Origin of the sequence: Candidatus Synechococcus spongiarum SH4 (genome assembly GCF_000586015.1) — a bacterium.
GTDB lineage: Bacteria > Cyanobacteriota > Cyanobacteriia > PCC-6307 > Cyanobiaceae > Synechococcus_B > Synechococcus_B spongiarum_F.
This window is the reverse complement of the sequence record NZ_JENA01000155.1, coordinates 1-4,074: the sequence shown is the minus strand read 5'-3', so window position 1 is coordinate 4,074 and position 4,074 is coordinate 1. Positions and strand designations below refer to the sequence as shown.

Annotated in this window: 7 protein-coding genes; 5 read left to right on the top strand and 2 right to left on the bottom strand. The window is 62.0% G+C overall.

Annotation, left to right across the window (positions count from 1 at the left end; genetic code table 11):
• A partial coding sequence (locus BG35_RS0107270) for a circularly permuted type 2 ATP-grasp protein (RefSeq protein ID WP_025782309.1) occupies positions 1-779 on the bottom strand: 779 nt, incomplete at its 3' end.
• Positions 780-953: 174 nt separating this feature from the next.
• Here BG35_RS0107270 and BG35_RS0107265 point away from each other — a divergent pair.
• Complete coding sequence (locus tag BG35_RS0107265) at positions 954-1,184, top strand: hypothetical protein (RefSeq protein ID WP_025782308.1); 231 nt, start codon at positions 954-956, stop codon at positions 1,182-1,184.
• Between the two features lie 82 nt (positions 1,185-1,266).
• On the top strand, positions 1,267-1,536 hold the full coding sequence (locus tag BG35_RS0107260) for a response regulator transcription factor (RefSeq protein WP_025782307.1): 270 nt from the start codon (positions 1,267-1,269) through the stop codon (positions 1,534-1,536).
• On the opposite strand, the gene BG35_RS0107255 is transcribed toward BG35_RS0107260, so the two are convergent.
• A complete protein-coding gene (locus BG35_RS0107255; RefSeq protein ID WP_071994815.1) occupies positions 1,475-2,104 on the bottom strand; it encodes a non-canonical purine NTP pyrophosphatase in 630 nt (209 codons plus the stop codon). The two genes, BG35_RS0107260 and BG35_RS0107255, sit on opposite strands and share 62 nt — an antisense overlap.
• A gap of 74 nt (positions 2,105-2,178) precedes the next feature.
• On the opposite strand from BG35_RS0107255, the gene BG35_RS0107250 reads away from it, so the two are divergent.
• From BG35_RS0107250 to purN, 3 genes are all read left to right on the top strand, one after another.
• Positions 2,179-3,189 carry a sodium-dependent bicarbonate transport family permease gene (locus tag BG35_RS0107250; protein ID WP_236619820.1) on the top strand — a complete coding sequence of 337 codons (1,011 nt, stop codon included), beginning with the start codon at positions 2,179-2,181 and terminating at the stop codon, positions 3,187-3,189.
• Between the two features lie 2 nt (positions 3,190-3,191).
• On the top strand, positions 3,192-3,476 hold the full coding sequence (locus BG35_RS0107245) for a P-II family nitrogen regulator (RefSeq protein ID WP_025782304.1): 285 nt from the start codon (positions 3,192-3,194) through the stop codon (positions 3,474-3,476).
• Positions 3,477-3,492: 16 nt separating this feature from the next.
• A partial coding sequence (gene purN, locus BG35_RS10850; protein ID WP_034417761.1) for a phosphoribosylglycinamide formyltransferase occupies positions 3,493-4,074 on the top strand: 582 nt, incomplete at its 3' end.

Genomic DNA, 4,074 nt, shown 5'->3' with positions numbered 1-4,074 from the left:
TGGCCGTCTTCGCAAAAGAGATCACGACCTTCCACCAGCTCAATACCCATTTGCTGTGCCAAGTAGCTGTGCTCAAAATACGCACTATTGAATGAACCTGGCGTCAACACCACCACCTTGGGGATTTCGGTCCAGGGAGCAAGATCCTGTAGTGTTTGAAGTAAATACGATGGGTAGTCATCAATGGCTTGAACCGTGTGGCTGTGGAACAAACTGGGGAACATGCGCTTCATCACCCGCCGATTCTCCAGGTAATAGGCTACGCCAGAGGGACAGCGCAGATTGTCTTCCAACACTTTCCAGGCGCCTGCTTGGTCGCGAATCAGGTCCAGCCCCGCCACGTGACACCAGCGCCCCAGAGGTGGGGTTATCCCCACCATGGCAGGACGCCAACCCTGGGAGGTCTCCACATACTCCCGGGGAATGACACCGTCGTTAATAATGCGCTGATCCCCGTAGATGTCATCCAGGAAGAGATCAATGGCTTGCAGGCGCTGAATCAGTCCGGCCTCCAGCCAAGCCCAGTCCCCTGCTGTAATCAGCCTTGGCAAGGGATCGAAGGGGAGGATACGCTCGTCACTGTCGGTGTCCCCGCCATACAACTGAAAGGTGGCCCCAACTTGCTGAAGCAACGTCTCGGCGGCACGGTGGTTGCGGCTGACTTCCTCCAGGCCGAGATGTCCCAGGGAGGAGACGAGGGGTTCAAAGCAGGATCTCGGTCGGTTGGGTGCGGCAAAGTACTCATCAAAACCACCTTGGGGCTTGTAGTTAGAGAACATCAGCACAGGCCTTCTTCCTTCTGATCCTAGCAGGTCGGCCATCGGGGCTGGTCCATAGCCGGTCCTGGGGTAAAAGAGATCAGAGAAGACAACGTCCTGGCTAAATCCGCTACAGTATCGTTCCGACCCCGGCCGGCTGGCGGGTGTAGGCTGAATGGAAACCATTCAGACAAAATGACCACGGAAGCCGGTACCCAGGGGTGTCTTGCTCTCATTGCCTGCAAGCACCATCTGGAAGAGGCCATGGCTGCTCTGCAAGGGTTGGACGGCGGCGGCGATCTGCAGGACCAACTCCTCACTCTCCATGCCCAGGTGGAGCGTATGCACGACCAGCTACGCCGTCAGGCCGCCAAACGCCAGTCCACCGCCCAGGGTGAGCCCCGTCTGATGTCCACGTCAGGCTGAATCGGCTTCAGCATGGGGAGATGAGGAGACCCGGCCAGGGGGCGGGGCGGGGGAACGCTGAGTGTCCATGCCCCCATGACCCATGCCATGCCTGCCTTGCGGCAGTTCCCCCGATCCCGTTCACCTGACCCAGCGCCAGCGGGATGTTCTGGCCCATCTCCGGAAAGGCCTCAGCAACCGGGCCATTGCCGAGGCCCTCGCCATTGACGTGCGCACCGTGGAAAGCCATGTGGCCCACTTGTTGACCAAAACCGGCAGCCGCAACCGCACCCAACTGGCCATCTGGGCACTCACCACAGGGAATTCTTCGGATCCCATGGAGGACCCGTCCGTAGATTCAGGAGACGTTTGATGTCCGCAGCAACACTGCGTACGGCCCGCCCCCGGCTGCCGAATTTCAGCTTCTGACTGGTGGGGAGTTCCCCATAGGTACACCCCGCCGCCCGGATCCAGAAGATGTCCCCATAGCCCGTGGCCACGCCCCTGGGCTGTTCCAGGATTTCACCGCGACACTCGCCCTCGGTTTCCAGAAGGATCTCCCCCAGGGGATTGGCCAGCGCCAAGGCGCTGACCAGGGAAGCGGCACGGTAGAGGCTGCCCTTCAATTCCGCCAGAAGCCGTGCTTGACGGCTTGCCGCATCCGGGCCGTAGCGGGCTGAATAGACGCCGGGAGCGCCGTTGAGGGCATCCACCACCAGCCCCGAGTCGTCCGCCAGGCTCCATGCCCCGGTGAACCGGGCCGCGATTGCAGCCTTCAGGCGCGCATTTTCAGCGAAGCTGGAGCCCGTTTCCTCCACCGCCAACTCCTCCGGCTGGGTTCCGAGCCGAATGTCCATGGGGCTGAGCATGGCCGTGATTTCCTTCACCTTGCCGGCATTCCTGCTGGCAATGACCAATAAGGGTGGAGAGGACGGCGACACCTGGAACTCGTAACACACTCCCCATTGTTGGGGATGGTCGCCGTGGAAGCGGTTAAAATCGCTGAAGATTAGGCTTGAGTCCCGGGTTGGTTGACACCGCACTGGCGTTACAGAACATCCTGACCCCGCCCGTTCTCTTTTTCTTCCTGGGGATGCTGGCCGTGCTGCTGGGCTCCGATCTGGAGATCCCCGCGCCACTGCCCAAGCTTTTCTCCCTGTACCTCCTGTTGGCCATCGGGTTCACCGGGGGGGTGCAGTTGGAACGCAGCGGCCTGTCCCTCACTGTGCTCCTGAGCGTGGGGGCCGCGGTGCTCATGGCCTCGGTGATCCCCCTGTACAGCTTCCTTATCCTGCGCACCCGCCTGGACGTCTACAACTCCGCGGCCATTGCCGCCGCCTATGGCTCCACCAGCGCAGTGACCTACATCACGGCGGAATCCTTTCTGCGGGTGCTGGCTCTGCCCTACGACGGCTTCATGGTGGCGGCCTTGGCCCTGATGGAGTCACCGGCCATCATCGTTGGCCTTCTCCTGGTGCGTCTCCTGGGCCGCTCATCCCGGAAGCCGGGTCAGGAGAGGGTGGGTCTGGGGGCCGTGCTCCATGAGGCGTTCCTCAACAGTTCCGTGTTCCTCCTGATCGGCAGCCTGCTGGTGGGGTTTCTGGTGGCCCAGCAGGGTTCCACAGGCGTGCAGAAGCTGGAGCCCTTCACCGACAAGCTTTTTTATGGTGTGCTCACCTTTTTCCTCCTGGACATGGGACTGGTGGCGGCCCGTCGTCTCAATGAACTGCGTCGCGCCGGACCCTTTCTCATCGGGTTTGCCGTGCTGATGCCCTTGATCAACGCCTTCCTGGCCATTGGCCTGGCGGCCGTGCTGGGGATGAGTCAGGGCACGGCGCTGCTGTTTGCCGTGCTCTGCGCCGGCTCCTCCTACATCGCCGTACCGGCCGCCATGCGGATGACCGTTCCGGAAGCCAATCCCAGCCTGTACATCTCCACAGGTCTGGGGCTCACCTTTCCTTTCAACATCATTGTTGGAATCCCCTTGTACCTGCAAGTCATCAAGACCGTGATCCCTGCCAGTTGACTATGAACCGTGTTGATGTGATTCTCAGCGAGCGTGAACTGGAGCGGTTGATCAGCGTGATTGACAGTTCCGGCGCCCCTGGCTATTCCGTGGCGCGGCATATCACGGGCCGCGGCGCCCATGGGCTTGTGGCCAGTGAGGCCCTTGAAGTCACCGGGTTGGGGGTCAACGTCCACGTGGTCATCTTCTGTGAGGAGCCCGTTACCGAAGCCCTGCGCACGGCGCTGAGGCCACTGCTGGCCTATTACGGTGGCGTGGCCTTCGTCTCCACCTGTGAGCCCATCTGAGCCACGGCCGGCGGTCATGGGGGACGAGGGTTCCGGGTCTCCTCCCCGGACCGTGACCCTGGTGGTTCCCCACAGGGCTCCTTCCCCGTTACCCAGACCTTTGCGGCTGGGTGTGCTGGCGTCCGGTCAGGGCTCGAATTTCGAGGCGCTGGTCCGGGCCTCGCGCCATGGCGGTCTGCATGGAGAGGTGGTGGGGCTGGTGGTGAACACCCCCCATTGCAAGGCGCTGGCCAGAGCCAGGCGTCTGGATGTTGAGGCTGCGGTGATGGATCATCGCCGTTACGCCAGCCGGGAAGCCCTGGACCATGCCCTGGTGGACCATTTCCGCGCCCTTCAGGTGGACGTGCTGGTGATGGCGGGGTGGATGCGTATTGTCTCCCCTGTGCTCTGCCAGGCCTATGACAAGCGACTGGTGAACATTCATCCCTCATTGCTGCCCGCCTTCCGGGGGCTGAACGCCATGGAGCGGGCTTTGGCTGCCGGTGTTTGCATCACCGGTTGTACGGCCCATCTGGTGGCGCCGGAGGTAGACGCAGGCCCCATCCTGATCCAGGCGGCCGTGCCCGTTTATCCCAACGACACCATGGCCACCATGGCC